Consider the following 16863-nt stretch of genomic DNA (forward strand, 5'->3'; position numbering starts at 1 on the left):
AAACTAAGCCACAACTCAATATTACGAATGCTGAGTTTGGCGCTATTGTTGTTATGGCTTAAACCGATCTCAGGTTATTTAGTTATCAAATTGTAAAAAAGCGGCAGTGAATTGCCGCTTTTTTATGTAACAAAGGCATACCTTTGCCTTATTTTTAATCAATCAGATACTTCTTTACGGTATAATGCCCGTTATTTAGTATGATAAGTCAAGGATGATAGCGTAAACGATCATACGAATGATATTTCGCCATTAAGCTGTAATCACCTCGATATAATGGCGTTAACATGATTGCTTGCGAGTCAAAGATGAATCGTAATGTTGTATAAGTAGGGATTAAGTTAACTGAGTTATTTGGAGTCAGCGATAATGCAGTTTAGTTGGTTATTCATGCTTATTTTAGTGAGTATTAGTAGTGGTTTTTTATTTGGTTTTGCAGCTTATCAGCATGGTTTAGCCGTAAAGCGATGGGGATGTGTAGGTTGTATATTAGGGCCACTCACTTACCCATTGTTTAGCACCCACAAACGCTTGGCTGATATGAAGGTTTGGCGACATGGCCGCTATAGAATAGAAGGTTAAACTCATTTTAGTTTGCTATATAAAAATTCAAATTCAAATTCAAAACAACAAAAAAGGAGCTTATGCTCCTTTTTTTATGGCTGATGGTTAATCATCAGTATCTCAATAATTACTTCCACCAAGCTCTAGCTTGGATGACTTCAAGGTGATTTAAACCTTCAGGCAATTTTACTTTTTTACGAGCTGGTTTTGCTAAACCAAGTGCTATTTTTAGAGAAGTAAACATAGGGTTCTCCTTAAGCTGTTTGGGTGTTAAGCAGTTTAACGCCCGGGATTTTAGCTGTTTGAGAGTTAAGCAGTTTAACACCTGGGATTTTAGCTGTTTGAGAGTTAAGCAGTTTAACGCCCGGGATTTTAGCTGTTTGAGAGTTAAGCAGTTTAACGCCCGGGATTTTAGCTGTTTGGGTGTTAAGCAGTTTAACGCCCGGGATTTTAGCTGTTTGAGAGTTAAGCAGTTTAACGCCCGGGATTTTAACTGTTTGAGTGTTAAGCAGTTTAACGCCCGGGATTTTAGCTGTTTGGGAGTTAAGCAATTTAACACCCGGGATTTTAGCTGTTCGAGTGTCTAACATGCTAACATTGCAAGTATTTGCTGCTTCGGTCATAGGACTATTTACCATTGAATAGCCATTGAATGATAATGCCGATAAAACCGCAACTGTAATTATTCCTTTAATCATTTTAATCTCTCTTATATTTTGTAATTGAAGCTCAGGGTTAAATAACAATATTATTTTGACAACTGAACTTGCATTTGCATTTGTTATGCCAAATATAAGAGGTAGTTATTTATTTTTCTTTAATGTACCGTTTAATGCTTCAAATTTAAGTTTGTCTGCATTCAACATAAGCTCAAAGTCAGCTTCTTTAATAGGCTTACTATAGATATAGCCTTGAATCTCTTCGCAATTAAGTGCTTTTAATATATTGAGTTGTGCGGTTTGTTCAACCCCTTCACCTACCACGGTCAGTCCCATATTGTGGGCAATAGTAATAATTGAATCGACCATCTTGAGGTCTCGGTCAGATTTATCTATGTCATCAACAAAGGTTTTATCGATCTTTAAGCAATTAATAGGAAATCGCTTTAGATAAGACAAAGAGGAATAACCTGTCCCAAAGTCGTCAAGAGCAAGGCTGACACCCATTTTAGCCAATTGCTGCATCACTTTAATCGCTTGTTCGGGATCTTTAATGACAGTTCCTTCAGTGATTTCAAGCTCTAAGTGTTTAGCTGGTAACTTTGTGAGTCGTAAAATTGACTCTATTCGTTGCTGTAAATCGGGCAGAGCAAATTGTCTTGACGATAAATTGACAGCAACACGACCACTAAATAATCCTAGTTCGAGCCATTTCTGCGCAGCAAAACACGCTTTTCGCAAGACGACATCACCAATTTCAACGATTAAACCATTTTCTTCGGCAAGGGGGATAAATTCATTCGGTCCAATCAGGCCTAATTTAGGATGATTTAATCTCACTAATGCTTCCATTCCGTTAAGACGATCTTTCTTCACATCGATTTTGGGTTGGTAATATACTTCAAACAAATCGTCTTTGAGTGCTTCTCTGATTAAACTTTCGATTTCAAGCTGACGTAAAGCATTTTGATTTAATGACTCAGAATAAAACTGATAGCGGTTGCCACCACCAGACTTAGCGTGATACATGGCGATATCTGCTTTACGTAACAATGCTTGCTCGTTTTGCTCGTCTTCAGGATAAAGCACAATTCCGATACTAATGCCTAGTACCAGTGAGTCATTATTAAGAGTGAAAGCTGGCTTTAGACAATTTATCACTTGCGTTGCAATGGCGGCACATGATCCGATATCAGGGTGTTGATCTACGAGTAAGGCAAATTCATCGCCGCCTAGACGGTATAAGCTGGCATGTTTTGGGATGGCTAACTTTATACGCTCAGCAACACCAATTAATAAGTCATCACCAATTTGATGGCCTAATGAGTCATTAATACGTTTAAAATTATCTAAATCAAGCACCATTAGGGTGTGATGAACATCCTTTTTAACTAGGTTGCTGAGTGTCACTTGCAAACTAGACCGATTGGGTAAACCGGTAAGTAAGTCATTATTGGTTAGTTTTCTGAGTTCTTCTTCTTGTTGTTTACGGCGAGTTATATCGGAAAACACGCCAACATAATGACTTGTGTCACCTTGTTCATTGTATATAGCGTCAATAGTCAGTTCCATTAAGAAATAATTGTCTTTACCTTTACTCGCTTCAACTTCGCCGCTCCAACGACCTTGCTGTTTTAGTAAGTTTCTTATTTGTTCTGAATAACTGGCTGGATAACGAGTGAAATTGAGTATTTCATGAGTAAATTTTTCCTTTGTCGAAGCTGCCAGTTCACAACAGGCATTATTGACTTCAACAAATTGATATTTTTCATTGAGAATAAACATCCCTTCAGAAATATTTTCAATTGCTCTAGCGAATAAACGAAGTTGCTCTTCTGCTTGCTTAATATTATTGATGTCTTTAATGGTGCCAGTCATTCGAAGGGGTACATCTTTCTGATCACGTTCAACTATCTTGGCTCTGTCTAAAATCCAGATCCACTCTTGGTTGCGCGCTTTAACGCGATAAGCAATTTCGAAGTGATCGGTTAGGGCATTGAAATGATCATTTAGCGCCCTTGTCACACGATCTCTATCGAGAGGGTGGATATTACTTTCTTCATCAGGATTACCCGAGCGACGACCGTCTTGAGGGAAGTCTAAAGAGCCCCATATATTAGAACGGTAGATTTTGCCACTTTCAATATCCCAGTCCCACATTTCATCGCCACTGCCCCATAATGATAATTTTAAACGTTCTTCACTCTGGGCTATTTTCTTTTGGATTTTTCTACGATGTATTGCTGATTTAATAATTAAAGTAATGATAATTATAATGATGGCAACATAAATTCCTATCGCTAGATTTGATAACCACCATGGTGGAGTTACTAATATCTTAATATTTCTTTCATTAGTCTCTTTTCCGGAAGAACGATTTTTTGCATAAATTTTAAAATTATATTTTCCAGGAGATAAATTAGTATAAGTTACGGAATTATTACCTTCAGTTGATAACCATGTTTTTTCCAGATCTTCTAAATAATAAAAAAATTCAAAATCTTTATTGCTTTCCCCTAAGATATTAAATTTTATAGTGAATGGGTAGTCCGAATAGCGTAATGAGATTTTTTCAATATAATTAAGTGGTTCTTTCAATTTTTCCGAACCTACCTCTACCGGAGAATTAAATAGTAAAAGTTCTTCAAAGTTTATTTTGTTGCTTGGTTCTTTTTCTAGTGTTGATATGATCTCAATTGGATTAATTAGAAGCATACCATCAGGGCTTCCAAGTATTATTTCTTGACCCATACTAAGTGTTGCTTGTGTATTATAATCGTCAAAAGAACCATTTTCAGTATTCAAAATGTATTTTTTATTTTTATTAAGATCTAATAATATTACTTCTCTACTTGAAGCAATTGTAAGAGTATCTTCAATGCTTGTTATTGAATAAATTATCTTCTTTCTATCTATTATTTTTTTTATATTTTCATTTTTTAATACATAAACTGAATTTTTTGTTCCAAAAAATATACTATTTTTATTTTTTGTTAGGTTGAATACGAAATCTTGATTGAATATGTTTGTAAATACACCATTGTTATACTTTATCAAGCCGCTTTGTGATGCTATCCATAAAGTTTGTTTATCGAGTAAGGTGTCATATATAGGGAATCCCGTTTTTGTGTCTAAAAGGGTGATTATTTCTCCTTTAAAATTAAGCTTGTAAATTTTTCCATCAAAAGTAGAAGCAAAAAGGAAATTACCGTGTTTTTTAATATTGAAAATAATATCAGAAAGTAATTTTTTTTCTTCTTTTGTCGTATTATTTTTTAGTGTTAGACCGTCAGATGAGCCAATGAATAAGGTATCACCAATAGATATTATCGATTTAGGCCCATGATTAAGGTTGTTGACTTCAACAGTATTTGATATTGATTTGTTATATCGATAAATATTGCTTTTATTGTTAGCGATAAGTAATCCAGTATCAATGTTAGTCATAGACCAAATGTTTTTTTCTGGAGTATTTATCCTTTTTAGATAATTTTTATTTTGTGATATATCAAAATAACCATCAACATAGTTTGAAATGTAAATATGCTTTTTGTTTTGTGAAATAATAATGTTATTTAATCTTTCTTTTTTTAAATCTATAGTCCCGATCTTTTTTGTTTCTAATTTTTTGTTGATTAAATTTAGCTCGTATAGATGATTTTCAGACAATCCAAGTGTATGTTGTGAGTAAAAATTAGCCGATGAACTTAAGGCCTTAAATTTAAGCTTTGATAATAATAATACGCCGTCATTGATAATATAGATACCGTCATTAGTTACAGCTATTAAGCTATCTTCCATAGTTACTATATCATTAGTACCGCTTAATATTTTTGTAACACTTTGATTTTTAAATTCGAAAACATCACCATCAAAATTCCTAATAAATAATGATTCTTTGCTTTTTATTATTTTTTTGATCTCTTTAAATTTATTTTCATTAATGTCTAATATTATGTTTCTAGTCGCATTGGAATAAGTGATTATTCTATTTTCTAGACCAATGATCACACCTTCTTTCTGTTTCGAAAGTGACCAAATTGTTTGTTTACCAATTAAGTCTGATATTTCATTTTTAACAAATCTCTCTGTATTTTTGTTATACGATACAAGGCCTTTATCTGTCCCGACTAATAATGTGCCATTGTCATCGATAAGTAAATTACGAATAAAAGAACTGGGTAGAGAATTTTCATTTTCTTCTGCATAGAATTGCTTAAATTCATTGCCGTCGAAACGATTTAATCCATTGATAGTACCAACCCAAACGTAACCCTCTGGATCTTCTACGATGGCAGTTACTGTGTCCTGAGACAAACCATCCGCAACACCATAATTAGTGTAGTTTAGTAGTAGATCGAAATTTGATTCTGTGTCATCAGCTTCAATGGCTGCTGCGCCAAAGCTGAAAATAAAATAAACACAGATAAAGAGTAAAATTTTAGGCATAGATTTATACTTATTCTCTTTTGATGCCGCAAAGAAGTTCATGAATTGTCTACTTTTTCAGAAAGCAGGCCCTTTGTCAAAAGCATGTTAACAAAAAAGGTGTGATTGATAGAATATTACGCAATTATCGCTGTAAAATTTGTTTATAGTTATTTTTTAATCAATTAGTTATGTAATACTAAGGTTTTATTTGGTTGCTTGTACTGTTAACAATGATTGAGACATTTTGTTAACCTAATTTCGATTCATCTAGCTTTATATTTTTTAGACCTTTAAACGTCGATGCTGGTTAAAACTGAAATTTATCTGCTTGATGTTTGAATGTTTTTAAGTCGACAATCATATTATCTGAACGAAGGCTTGTTTGGCTGTGATGTTGTTCACCACTGTTAAACAAGACTAAACGGTCACAATCTCTACTGCGCATGTGAGCCACCATAAACTTGATCAAGTGAGCTCTGGTGAGCTTTTCGACTTCCGCGACGACCATTTCACGTTGATTAAATCCATAATCGCGGTTACCTAAGCTCACCCAATAGCGTTGGCTGCGTGTTTTTAGGTTGGTATCGTGTTCCATTATTTGACTTATCATACCTTGCTTTGTGCTTTCCCATTGTTCATTGGTTATTTGCATAACGGCATAATTAAAGTCGGCGATGAATTCGTCGATTGCTTCGAGAAGTTGTCTTGGACCTGTAGTAGGGGACTGCACATAAAAAATCATCCCTGGATGTCGGTTTAACGGTAAGTAACCTGTCCCAACCATGTAGCCTAATTGTTGTTTAGTGCGTAACTCATGAAAAAAGGTAGATGACATTGTATGGTTCAGTAGACTGAATAACGCCACACGTTCTGGTGTCGCCATCCGAGACTGATAGTAAACAATAATGGCACTATCTTGATGGGAAATAGTTTTTTCGCGAAGTAATGAACCTCTTTTATCTAGGTTGATAAGTTCGCGTGAAGACTCTGCGCTTGGTTTCGTGACTAAAGACAATAGATGTTGCAAACGCTTGCCGAGTTGCTGTGCTTCTTCAACCAGCCAATCCCCGTATACCAAACCTTCAAGATAAACTTTTTTGTAAAATGCGCTGACATGATTATGTAAATCATCAAGTGTCAGTAGCGTGAGTTCTTCAGCCATTCTTGCGGGTTCAAAACTTCTTTTTTGTAGCGACACGGTTAAGCTGGTAAATAATTGAGATATTGGCTTAGCTTGAGCAACATTATTCCAGCTGCGTAATATCTGATTTTTAATCATACTAAAGCGTTGTTCGGTAAAGTTACGCTCGCGGGCTTTGTTGATGATTAGAGTGAGGAGCTTTTCTTGGTTACCCGTAAAACCGGTTAAATGCAGGGTAATGCCGCCTTGGTGAGGGTAAATATTGTAGTTAAGGCCAGCAACCTCTGCTTGGTATGTTGGTTCAGTCAGATAATCGATAAGCATTTCAACGTATAGTCTTGTTAATGCTGCTTGTCTAGGGGTTGAGCTCGCTTGATCTGAGTCTAACGATAAGTATAAATGCCCTTTAGGAACATTGAATTCATCATCTTTTTTATGCCAAATACGGTAACCTTCGCCTTCTGCAACAATAGTGGGTACTGGAGTATCGCTTTTGTCTGCCCGAGCTTGCGGGTTGGCGACAATAAACGGATTTCTTTCCGGAAGTTTAAGTGACTCTCTTACCGTAACGGAAGACCATTTTGCTATTTGTTGGGGTTGTAATGATCTCACTTGGTACGGAGTGTCGTACCATTTTGCTTGATTATCGACCTGTGATTCTTTTGCAACCGTGAGTAAGCGCATATTAGCTGCCGACATCATAGACAGCAGTTGTGTTGTTTCATCCTCTAGCATTTCATCCATGCGATAGTCGCCATAAATAATGTCTTCAATATCATAATGGTGCATGTTGATACTGAGATGGCTTGCTAAATCCAAGGTTTTGATCTGTTCTTGGAATCGAAACGCAGTGTTAAGTAAATTGGCTCGCTCTTGGTAACGCCATGCTTGTACACCTTGCTGCTTAATCAGTTCAATGTATTCAAATACACAAGTTACCACTTCATCAAGCTCTGCAAATCCCTTGTCGGTTAATTGTATGCTGATTGAATAATCTTTGAAGTTGTAACCATTAACCCCACCGCCAGCAGATAAGTTATTGGCTAACCCCTGTACTTTTAAATAGGACAGTAAACTCCCTGGGCTTTCATTACCGAGTAAATGGCTGATAAAGGTGAGTGGTTTTCGCTTATAAAATTGGTCTATCTCTGGCAGTGAAAAACTAATACTGACTCGTTTTTGATCTTTCAACGGTACAATTTGTATATGTTTTTGACGTTGGTCCTTCGTTATCATTGCTTCAGATGGATAGTGTTTACTTACATTTCTATTGATAATGTTTGAGAAGTATTTTTTAACGATGGTGTCTAGCTCTGCAATAGGGCGTGGAGCGACAACGCACAATGTCATAATATTAGCACTGTAATGTTGTTGATAAAAAGCCAGCAGTTCATCCCGTATGTCTGCTTGTTTACCCGCTAAAGTTGTTTGGTTACCGACAGAGAATTTTGAAAATGGATGTTTTGGATTAATGGTTTCTTTTTGAACTTGGTAAACTCGGCGAATATCATCTTTTAATTTTAAGCTAAATTCAGATTCGATTGCCTGCCTTTCACGATCCACTAACTCTAAGTCAAACTTTGGGGCAATAAAAAATTGACTGAATCGGTCTAATGAACCTTCTAAGGCTTCGGCATTAATGCTATAGAAAAAGTTAGTTTGTTCTGTGCCTGTCCAAGCATTATTACTGCCACCATGTTGATTAATATAAGCGTGGTATTCTCCTGAATCTGGATATTTCTCGGTGCCTAAAAATAACATGTGCTCAAGGAAATGCGCCATACCTGGTCGGTCAACAGGATCGTCAAAATGACCAACACTAACCGCCATAGATGCGGCTGCTTGATTTGATTGCATGTCTTCAACCAATAGCACTCGAAGTTGGTTGTTCAACACTCGATATTGGTATTGGCGATGATCATTTTGGCTTTTATAAACTGCTGGAAATTCAGGCAAGAGGAGACTCCAGAAAAGATAACTTGTTATATATTGATCTTGTTATTACTTTTTAGCAAATTACCTTGGTCAGTTTTATTCAATTATCGACTAAAGTTTATCTAAATATGCTCAATTCTAGGTTTGTTGTTGCGCTGATTAACGCTACAATTGGTTAAGAATGATAATAAAAACATCACGAGAGAAGTATGCAGCTATTTTTGATGCGCCATGGTGAAGCGAGTTTTGATGCTCTGTCCGATAGGGAACGAAAGTTAACTGAAACAGGCCGTATTCAAACTGGCTATATGGCTAATTGGTTAGCAAAACAGGTCAGCCATTTTGATTTGGTGATTGTGAGCCCTTATTTACGTGCGCAGCAAACGTGGCAAGAAGTCAGTAAACACTTAGCTGAACCCCGTAAGTGGTTAGTACTTGATGATGTGACTCCCTCTGGCGATGCTAAAGTGGCGATAGATGTTGTGTTGGCTTATGCCGAGCAATATAAAGCCGATAATGTATTGGTTATAGCACATATGCCAATTTTAGGATTTATGGTCAGCGAGCTTGTGGCGGGGGTTGAGCCACCTTTGTTTGCTACATCCGCGGTGGCTCACATAGACAAACATACGCATAACGCGAGTTTTGTCGCAATGACAGCACCACATCAAGTTGTTGTGTAATGACAATAACGTTTTAAATCACATCTGAATAAAAAAAGGTAAGTGATTACCTACCTTTTTTATGTTCGCGCTTATTTCTTCGTATTAACGTCGGTGAGGCTGTTCACCAATATCAATTAATACCAATAACGCGGCATCGCCACCCCATTCTTTGGGTGCTTGGTGAAACGCTTTTACGTTTGGGTGTTGTGCTAACCACATTGGTGTTTGCTGTTTTAAAATACCCATTCCATAGCCGTGCATTACGCAGCAACAAATCGTGTTTTGCTTAACACATGCTTGGATAAGTGCGGCTAATTCAAGTTTGGCTTCTGCTTGACGCATGCCATGCAAATCAAGCAACAGGTCCGGAGAATAGTCACCACGCCTTAAGCGTTTTAATTCATGCTTATCTGTGCTGGTATTAATCCAACGCATAGGGCCATCTACCGGCAGAAGCGGCTGATATGTATCCGAAAAATAGCTATCAGCATGAATCTGCTGTTCTTTTATTTCGAACTGTTGTTTGGCTTTGACAGGCTGTTTAAAGTGGTGAGTATCTTGCCTTAGCGGTTTGATACCCTCGATTAATGCACTAAACAGCGATAAGTCTGGATAATTATCGTCTTTCATGGGCGTATTGTATTGAATTCTAGGTCATCTTAATAGACATCAGTTACAATAGCGCAGAACAATTTTTAAGGAGTGTGTTTTGGATAAGATCTTTGTAGATGAAGCTGTCACTGAGTTACGTACTATCGCTGATATGTTACGTTGGGCTGTCAGCCGTTTTAATGATGCCAATATTTATTATGGTCACGGAACGGATAATGCTTGGGACGAAGCCATTGCATTGGTTTTTGATGCTCTACACTTACCAGAAGATATCGGCCAGCAGGTTATTTTAAGTAACCTGACCAGTAGTGAAAAACACAAAATCGTTGAATTAATTATTCGCCGTGTACGTGAACGTTTACCGGTACCGTATTTGACCAATAAAGCCAAATTTGCGGGTCTTGAATTTTATGTTGATGAACGCGTACTGGTTCCGCGTTCGCCGATTGCCGAAATGATCAATCATCATTTTAGCCCATGGTTATATAACAAACCGGTTAATCGCATTATGGATTTATGCACTGGCAGTGCTTGTATTGCCATTGCTTGTGCCTATGCGTTTGAAGATGCTGAAGTTGACGCATTAGATATTAGCGAAGACGCACTTGAAGTTGCCCAAATTAATATTGAATCTTTGGGCGTGTTGGATCGTGTTTTCCCGATGCAATCCGATTTATTCTCAGCGATTCCAAAAGGCCAGCATTACGACTTAATTGTGTCTAATCCTCCATATGTAGATGCACAAGATATTGATGATATGCCTGAAGAGTATCATCACGAACCTGCTATTGGGTTAGCGTCTGGCAATGATGGCTTAGATTTAACCAAGCGTATCTTAGCTAATGCGGCAGATTATTTAACAGAAACGGGTTTGCTAGTCGTTGAAGTCGGTAATTCAATGGTGCATTTGATTGAGCAATATCCTGATATGCCATTTGCTTGGGTTGATTTTGAATTTGGCGGTGATGGCGTGTTTGTATTAACCCGTGATCAGCTAGTTGAAAATGAATCACTTTTCGCCATCTATAAAGATAGTGAATAATAGCGACAAGAATCGCACTCAATGAAGTGAATAATTAATAGAGGTAGTTAACGCGCATGTCAGGAAATAGTATTGGTCAAAACTTTGTTGTTACAACATTTGGTGAAAGCCATGGTGTTGCTTTAGGTTGTATCATTGATGGTTGCCCTCCAGGACTGGAGTTAACCGTTGAAGATATGCAACATGATTTAGACCGTCGTCGTCCTGGCACGTCACGTTATACAACGGCACGCCGTGAAGCTGATGAAGTAAGAATTTTGTCAGGAGTGTTTGAAGGTAAAACCACTGGTACCTCTATTGGTTTGTTGATTGAGAATACCGATCAACGTAGCCAAGACTATTCAGATATTAAAGACACGTTTCGTCCTGGTCATGCAGATTATACCTACCAACAAAAGTATGGCATGCGTGATTACCGTGGCGGCGGGCGCTCGTCTGCACGTGAAACGGCAATGCGAGTTGCCGCAGGTGCGGTAGCAAAAAAATACCTCAAGCAAGTGCACGGCATTGAAATTCATGGCTATCTTGCTCAACTAGGACCTATTAGCGCTGACACTATTGATTTGACTCAAATTGAGCAAAATGCATTTTTCTTCCCTGATGCCAGTAAATTAGAAGCGTTAGATGAGTACATGCGTGGCTTACGTAAATCTGGTGATTCAATAGGCGCCAAAATTACTGTTGCAGCCACTGGTGTTCCGGTGGGATTAGGCGAACCCGTATTTGATCGCCTTGATGCTGATATCGCGCATGCGTTAATGGGCATTAATGCCGTTAAAGGTGTTGAAATTGGTGATGGCTTTGGTGTTGTTACTCAAAAAGGTTCAGAAGGTCGTGATTTAATGTCACCACAAGGTTTTGCATCTAACCATGCAGGTGGCGTATTGGGCGGCATTTCATCTGGCCAACCTGTTGTGGCTCATATTGCGCTAAAACCTACCTCGAGCATTAGCGTACCAGGTCAAAGCATGACAGTGCAGGGCGAAACAATCGATATGATCACCAAAGGTCGTCATGATCCTTGTGTGGGTATTCGCGCCGTGCCTATTGCTGAAGCGATGCTCGCGATTGTATTGATGGATCACTTGTTAAGACATCGTGCGCAAAACCAAGATGTTACTAGTCAAACACCCGTTATCGGAATGCGATAATGTCCTCATTGAAACCCGCTGAACCAGATTTACGCTGGCTCAGCGCTTGTTATTTCTTTTTCTTTTCTATTCTTGGCATCATGGTTCCCTATTTGGGGGTTTTCTTTGATAGCCGAGGTTTCAATGCCCAAGATATAGGTTTTTTGTTGGCCATTTTAATGGCCACTCGAATTGTCGCGCCTAATGTATGGGCGGCTGTAGCCGATCGCACTGGTATGCGAGCAGAATTGATAAAGCTTGGCTCCTTTGCTGCAGCGATTACCTATACCAGTTTTTTCTTCGACGGCAGCTTCATGTATCTTGCGGTTAGTTTAGCCATATACACTTTCTTTTGGAATTCCATTCTTGCTCAGTTAGAAGTGATTACGTTAGAAACGCTTGGTGATAAAGCTGAACGTTATGGTGCCATTCGAAGTTGGGGCAGTGTTGGTTATATTATTTTGGTGATAAGTGGTGGATTAGCGATTGATCACTGGGGCCCCGAAGTGTTGCCTTATATGGGGATGATACTGTTTTTAGGTTTGTTTGCTTGCTCATTGCCTTTACCCGCTAACCGTAGTGTTGTAGTCAATAAATCTGAGCGTCCTAAACTTACATTTGATAAATCATTAGTGTGGTTTATGCTATCTGCAATGTTATTGCAGATGAGTGTCGGACCATTTTATGGTTTTTTTGTATTATATCTAAAGCAGGTTGGCTACTCTGAGACCATCGCTGGAATGCTAGTTGCCTTAGGCGTGCTAGCTGAAATTGTTATTTTCTTTTATTCATCCCGTCTTATTCGCCAATACGGTATTCGAGTATTGCTTGTGGTGAGCATTCTGTTAACTGCCATTCGTTGGTTATTGTTGGCATTTGGTGTTGAACACGTTTCATTATTGGTCATCAGCCAACTATTACATGCTTTCACTTTTGGTTTAGTCCATGCCGCTTCAATCCATTTCATTCACCGTCATTTTTCCATCAGTCATCGAAGTACTGGCCAAGCGTTATACGCCAGTGTCAGTTTTGGTGTGGGTGGCGCATTAGGCACGTGGATAAGTGGCATGATTTGGGGTGATGGTAGTAGCACTATGTGGGTTTGGGTATTTGCGGCAGCTTGTGCATTTTTATCAATGATAGCGGTATTGCTTATCCCCAATATTAATGGCCAACCAGCGACTAATACATAATTGGTTAACTAGGTCATTCATTTACTCTTCATTTTTAGACACAGAAGTTATGTAATCAGCAAGGAGTCAGTGTGAAACGTTTTCGCTTAGGGGTAATCATTAATCCATTAGCTGGCCTTGGAGGCAGTGTCGGTTTAAAAGGCTCTGACGGCGTTGCCGTAGAAGCTATTGCCAAAGGTGCTATTCCCAAAGCACAACAACGCATGCAACAAGCTCTGGATGTCATTTTACCTTTCGTTAAACAAATCGATATTATTACTGCATCTGGTGATATGGGCGGGAGCTTATGTCGTCAAATGGGTTTTTCGACTCAAGATGTATATACCGTGTTAGAAACTACCTCAATTGAAAAAACGTCTGCAATAGATACCCAACAAGCGGTTAAATGCTTACTTGATCATCAATTAGATTTGTTGCTATTTGCTGGCGGGGACGGTACTGCCCGTGATATTTATGCTGTAGTTGATGACTCATTTCCGGTGTTAGGAGTACCAGCTGGTGTTAAAATTCACTCGGGTGTATACGGTATTACCCCGCATGCTTCTGGGCTCGTTGTCAGCATGTTACTTAAAGGTGAGCTAGTGAGCTTAATGTCTGCTGATGTAATGGACATTGATGAGATCGCGTTTAGGCAGGGGATTGTAAAAGCGAAACGATTTGGTGAAATGACGGTTCCTGCTGCGCCACGATATATACAAGCCGTGAAAATGGGCGGTAAAGAAGTTGATGAATTAGTGTTGGCCGATATTGCCGCCGATGTGATTGAATCAATGGACGATGAACTTTATATCATGGGTTCAGGCAGCACCGTAGCGGCAGTCATGGAAGACCTTGGTTTAGAAAATACTTTGCTTGGTGTCGATGTTATTCAGCATAAAAGCGTGATAGCTAAGGATGTTACCGCGCAACAATTACTCGCGTTGATTGCCGATAAAAAAAGGTATTCTAGCGTCAAGCTAGTGATTACATTAATCGGTGGGCAAGGGCATATATTGGGTCGTGGCAATCAGCAGTTGTCACCGGAACTGATCCGGCAACTAGAAAAAGACAATATTTTAATCCTAGCCACAAAAACTAAGCTAAAAGCACTTGAAGGTAGGCCATTAATTGTGGATAGTGGCGACCCTGAATTAGATAAAGCACTCACTGGCTATTACAAAATAGTCACGGGTTACCATGATTACGTAATGTATCAAGTAGCCAACCCAGATTTAGTGGAGAACTAGAACATGTTAGAACAGTACGATGCAGCATTAGAGTCTTGGATTGAAGACAGTGTTAGCCACAGCGATGACGATGCGTTATTTGCTTGTGGTTATTTACAAGGCCACGTCGCCGTTGTATTAGCTGAATTAGAAGTCGAACCTGAACAAGATTTACCTGCGCTTGATCAAAAGTTGGTTAAATGTCTTGCGTTGGCAAATGAAGAATTAGATGAACATGATTTTTCATTAGTGGAAGCTGCATGGCAGCAGTTACGTCAACGTATTGTTGCTCAAGCGGCATAACTTGGATTAGATAAACAGCTTTTATGGTAAATACCTCTTTGCAACACGTTACTATTGGTTTAGTTAACCCCAAAACGCCGGTCAATGTTGGCGGCATTATGCGAGCAGCTGGTTGCTACGGTGTTGATAACGTTTGCTATACCGGAAAACGTTATGAATTGGCGGCTAAGTCGGGTGATGCTCAATACGATGTTGACACTAAAGATGCTGCCAAGCGTATTCCTTTAACTGGTGTCGAGTCATTACTTGATAGTGTGCCTGATGGCGCAACCATAGTCTGTGTCGATCTTGTCGTTGGGGCGACTCCGTTGCCTTTATTCTCTCATCCAGATAATGCCTTTTATATATTCGGTCCGGAAGACGGCACTATTCCACAGCAATTAATTGATGCTGCTGATGATGTTGTGTATGTACCGACTGTAGGGTGTATGAATTTAGCTGCATCTGTGAATGTTTTACTCTATGACCGTTTGGCTAAAATGAGTCAAATTAAAGCTGATGATGAATTAATTAAGCAAAGCCGTGACAATAATAATCGCACCAAAGTGAAACACTGGTTGAAGTCACTTTGATGAAATAACCGTATTGCACTTTAGATAATGCCGAATGAGAAATCATTCGGCATTTTTGTTTACGCGTTGTTGCGCACAATCGCCGACAGTAATACTCGTCAATAGAAAAACCAGTGTTGTATGATTGAATGGTCAATATATTACTGTTGTATCATCTAACCCAGAGCATAAACATTTCAAATAGAAGCTCGATATCATGGTTGTTGTTTAATGTTAGATATCAAATCAGTGATATAAATATTAAGCATCAGTGGTTCAAAGCTTGATGAAGCGACTTATGTGGTAGAGATTAGAGATTAGAGATAGGAAAGGCAATCGCCATTCATGATGATGTTTTCCATAAAGTTAACTTGTCACTATTTAGCTTGATGGCTTGGTAATGAATGCCTCTGAATCCGGCCTTGTTAAGCATACACATTAGAAATCAATATTAGGAATGCATAGATGTCGATATTAAAGAAACTGTGTCAGTGGCTACCGTTTGGAAAAGTACCCGAAATGAGCGCCCAAGAAGTACATAAACGACTTCAGAAGAATGATTTTCAGATTGTAGATGTTCGCTCAAAAATGGAATGGCACAAGTCGCATATTGAAGGCTCTAAAAACCTGCCTATCACGTCGCTTTCTATTGATACGATAAAACAGCTTGAATTATCACCAGAGGTAACAACTGTCGTGATATGTCTCTCTGCCCATCGCAGTATTCCAGGGGTTAGAAAACTTAAACAGTTTGGATTTACTGATGTATATCAACTTAAAGGTGGGATGCTGAGCTGGTGGAAATTATCGCTACCAACATCAAAATAACGCACTAGAAAGAGACTCAACTGATGAAGTTAATATTTTTTGTTCAAGGGGTATAAATGTCGTCTGGGCTCATAGCAGTTTTTATTTTTTGGGTCCGGCGAGTGACACTAATCATTTCATACTCTCTGGACGAGCTATACAAATTAATTAACATGTGAGATTGAGGTTAAAATATAAAAAAGGGGGCACGATAAAGATATAGCTCTGATTGCAGATAATTAAAGCAGGGAAATTATAAGGAAAGGTATAACAATAGAAAATGGTTGCGGGAGTAGGACTTGATAAAAATCTAAGACCTTCGACTCTTTGTTTATAAAAAGCTGAGCATGACGACAGGAACTAATTGCACAATGGGATTTTAAGGGTTTAAAAAGGAATTAATTGAAATGAGAAAATTACTAATAGAAAATGGTTGCGGGAGTAGGACTTGAACCTACGACCTTCGGGTTATGAGCCCGACGAGCTACCAACTGCTCCATCCCGCGTCCGATAAACGCTATCAATTATTTTAATTCTATTGACTAAAGAAATGGTTGCGGGAGTAGGACTTGAACCTACGACCTTCGGGTTATGAGCCCGACGAGCTACCAACTGCTCCATCCCG

13 protein-coding genes and 1 tRNA gene are annotated in these 16863 nt (G+C 38.6%); 9 read left to right on the forward strand and 5 right to left on the reverse strand.

Features of this window, described 5'->3' with window-relative positions; translation table 11 throughout:
• The first annotated feature begins 369 nt into the window (after nucleotides 1-369).
• A complete protein-coding gene (locus AAEY99_RS20635) occupies nucleotides 370-582 on the forward strand; it encodes a hypothetical protein (protein WP_101086592.1) in 213 nt (70 codons plus the stop codon).
• A 236-nt stretch (nucleotides 583-818) separates the two neighbouring features.
• Here AAEY99_RS20635 and AAEY99_RS20640 read toward each other — a convergent pair whose 3' ends face one another.
• From AAEY99_RS20640 to AAEY99_RS20650, 3 genes are all read right to left on the reverse strand, one after another.
• The gene (locus AAEY99_RS20640; RefSeq protein WP_350979594.1) at nucleotides 819-1262 is read right to left on the reverse strand and encodes a hypothetical protein; all 444 of its coding nucleotides are present in this window, start codon (nucleotides 1260-1262) and stop codon (nucleotides 819-821) included.
• 105 nt (nucleotides 1263-1367) lie between these two features.
• A complete protein-coding gene (locus AAEY99_RS20645; RefSeq protein WP_335692886.1) occupies nucleotides 1368-5714 on the reverse strand; it encodes an EAL domain-containing protein in 4347 nt (1448 codons plus the stop codon).
• A gap of 247 nt (nucleotides 5715-5961) precedes the next feature.
• Nucleotides 5962-8751 carry an insulinase family protein gene (locus AAEY99_RS20650; RefSeq protein ID WP_351011846.1) on the reverse strand — a complete coding sequence of 930 codons (2790 nt, stop codon included), beginning with the start codon at nucleotides 8749-8751 and terminating at the stop codon, nucleotides 5962-5964.
• Between the two features lie 188 nt (nucleotides 8752-8939).
• Here AAEY99_RS20650 and sixA point away from each other — a divergent pair, with 188 nt between their 5' ends.
• Complete coding sequence (gene sixA, locus AAEY99_RS20655) at nucleotides 8940-9413, forward strand: phosphohistidine phosphatase SixA (RefSeq protein ID WP_192116335.1); 474 nt, start codon at nucleotides 8940-8942, stop codon at nucleotides 9411-9413.
• Nucleotides 9414-9497: 84 nt separating this feature from the next.
• Here the strand turns inward: sixA and smrB are convergent, their stop codons facing one another.
• Nucleotides 9498-10025: an endonuclease SmrB gene (smrB, locus tag AAEY99_RS20660; protein ID WP_162023529.1), complete on the reverse strand. Its 528-nt coding sequence runs from the start codon at nucleotides 10023-10025 to the stop codon at nucleotides 9498-9500.
• Nucleotides 10026-10104: 79 nt separating this feature from the next.
• Here smrB and prmB point away from each other — a divergent pair, with 79 nt between their 5' ends.
• The 7 genes from prmB (at nucleotide 10105) to AAEY99_RS20695 (ending at nucleotide 16259) form a co-directional block, all read left to right on the forward strand.
• Nucleotides 10105-11049, forward strand: coding sequence for a 50S ribosomal protein L3 N(5)-glutamine methyltransferase (prmB, locus tag AAEY99_RS20665; protein WP_351011848.1), 945 nt, complete (start codon nucleotides 10105-10107; stop codon nucleotides 11047-11049).
• Nucleotides 11050-11105: 56 nt separating this feature from the next.
• Nucleotides 11106-12200 (forward strand): chorismate synthase, encoded by a 1095-nt coding sequence (aroC, locus tag AAEY99_RS20670; protein ID WP_059744462.1) that lies wholly within the window; start codon nucleotides 11106-11108, stop codon nucleotides 12198-12200.
• A complete protein-coding gene (locus AAEY99_RS20675; RefSeq protein ID WP_351011849.1) occupies nucleotides 12200-13372 on the forward strand; it encodes an MFS transporter in 1173 nt (390 codons plus the stop codon). Before aroC ends, AAEY99_RS20675 begins: the two co-directional genes overlap by 1 nt.
• Nucleotides 13373-13443: 71 nt before the next feature.
• Nucleotides 13444-14598 carry an ATP-NAD kinase family protein gene (locus tag AAEY99_RS20680; RefSeq protein WP_351011851.1) on the forward strand — a complete coding sequence of 385 codons (1155 nt, stop codon included), beginning with the start codon at nucleotides 13444-13446 and terminating at the stop codon, nucleotides 14596-14598.
• A gap of 3 nt (nucleotides 14599-14601) precedes the next feature.
• Nucleotides 14602-14880: a YfcL family protein gene (locus AAEY99_RS20685; protein WP_101086601.1), complete on the forward strand. Its 279-nt coding sequence runs from the start codon at nucleotides 14602-14604 to the stop codon at nucleotides 14878-14880.
• A 23-nt stretch (nucleotides 14881-14903) separates the two neighbouring features.
• A complete protein-coding gene (locus AAEY99_RS20690) occupies nucleotides 14904-15452 on the forward strand; it encodes an RNA methyltransferase (RefSeq protein WP_351011853.1) in 549 nt (182 codons plus the stop codon).
• 444 nt (nucleotides 15453-15896) lie between these two features.
• Nucleotides 15897-16259: a rhodanese-like domain-containing protein gene (locus tag AAEY99_RS20695; protein WP_351011854.1), complete on the forward strand. Its 363-nt coding sequence runs from the start codon at nucleotides 15897-15899 to the stop codon at nucleotides 16257-16259.
• A gap of 409 nt (nucleotides 16260-16668) precedes the next feature.
• On the opposite strand, the gene AAEY99_RS20700 is transcribed toward AAEY99_RS20695, so the two are convergent.
• Nucleotides 16669-16744: transfer RNA gene (locus tag AAEY99_RS20700), tRNA-Met, on the reverse strand.
• Nucleotides 16745-16863 lie beyond the last annotated feature (119 nt).

It is taken from the genome of Shewanella sp. S1-58-MNA-CIBAN-0166, assembly GCF_040310085.1.
Lineage (GTDB): Bacteria > Pseudomonadota > Gammaproteobacteria > Enterobacterales > Shewanellaceae > Shewanella.

Coding starts and splice junctions, on each gene's coding strand:
- AAEY99_RS20635 (WP_101086592.1), top strand. CDS start 370: ATGCAGTTTAGTTGGTTATTCATGCTTATTTTAGTGAGTATTAGTAGT.
- AAEY99_RS20640 (WP_350979594.1), bottom strand. CDS start 1,262: ATGATTAAAGGAATAATTACAGTTGCGGTTTTATCGGCATTATCATTC.
- AAEY99_RS20645 (WP_335692886.1), bottom strand. CDS start 5,714: ATGAACTTCTTTGCGGCATCAAAAGAGAATAAGTATAAATCTATGCCT.
- sixA (WP_192116335.1), top strand. CDS start 8,940: ATGCAGCTATTTTTGATGCGCCATGGTGAAGCGAGTTTTGATGCTCTG.
- smrB (WP_162023529.1), bottom strand. CDS start 10,025: ATGAAAGACGATAATTATCCAGACTTATCGCTGTTTAGTGCATTAATC.
- aroC (WP_059744462.1), top strand. CDS start 11,106: ATGTCAGGAAATAGTATTGGTCAAAACTTTGTTGTTACAACATTTGGT.
- AAEY99_RS20675 (WP_351011849.1), top strand. CDS start 12,200: ATGTCCTCATTGAAACCCGCTGAACCAGATTTACGCTGGCTCAGCGCT.
- AAEY99_RS20685 (WP_101086601.1), top strand. CDS start 14,602: ATGTTAGAACAGTACGATGCAGCATTAGAGTCTTGGATTGAAGACAGT.
- AAEY99_RS20690 (WP_351011853.1), top strand. CDS start 14,904: ATGGTAAATACCTCTTTGCAACACGTTACTATTGGTTTAGTTAACCCC.
- AAEY99_RS20695 (WP_351011854.1), top strand. CDS start 15,897: ATGTCGATATTAAAGAAACTGTGTCAGTGGCTACCGTTTGGAAAAGTA.